The 527-nt window shown below is 71.9% G+C and carries 1 protein-coding gene; it reads left to right on the top strand.

Annotated elements, in window-relative coordinates:
- On the top strand, window positions 1-451 hold a 451-nt coding region (locus tag AC1DMY_RS20935; RefSeq protein WP_477166765.1), incomplete at its 5' end, for a LysR substrate-binding domain-containing protein.
- Window positions 452-527 lie beyond the last annotated feature (76 nt).

The following is a 527-nucleotide window of genomic DNA, read 5'->3' as shown; positions in this document are numbered from 1 at the left end:
GCCGCTGGACCACGCGCTGCTGCGCCGCCGGGCGGCCGAAGGCGTGGCCGCCGGCACGCCGGTGTCACTGCGCGAACTGAAGGGCGATCCGTTCATCCTGGTCCGCCGGCCCGGCGCGCCGGGCATGTACGGCGACCTGCTGCGCGAATGCGAGGCGCTGGGCTTCACGCCGCGCATCGGCGCCGAGGTGGAACGGATGCTGACCAACCTCAATCTGGTGGCGGCTGGCGCCGGCGTGAGCGTGGTGCCGGCCTCGATGGCCGGCCTCAACCGCCACGGCGTGGCCTACTGCCGCATGGTCGAGACCGACCGCCTGCGCGCCCCGCTCACCCTTGGCTACCGGGCCAACGACGCCGACCCGGCCGTTGCGGCGCTGGTGGCGCTGACCCATCGGATTGCGGCCAAGCACAGGAAGGATCGGGACGCGGTGGGCGAGGCGTTGCCGGACTGAAATCGGCCCTTCAGTAATGTCGGCCTTCAACGCGTGACTAGGCGTCCTAGCGCGCCTGGCGCCGCAGGATCACATG

It is taken from the genome of Dyella sp. 01L423, from assembly GCF_056399945.1.
Note: the sequence above shows the minus strand (reverse complement) of the source record. Positions and strands in the feature narration are given on the sequence as shown.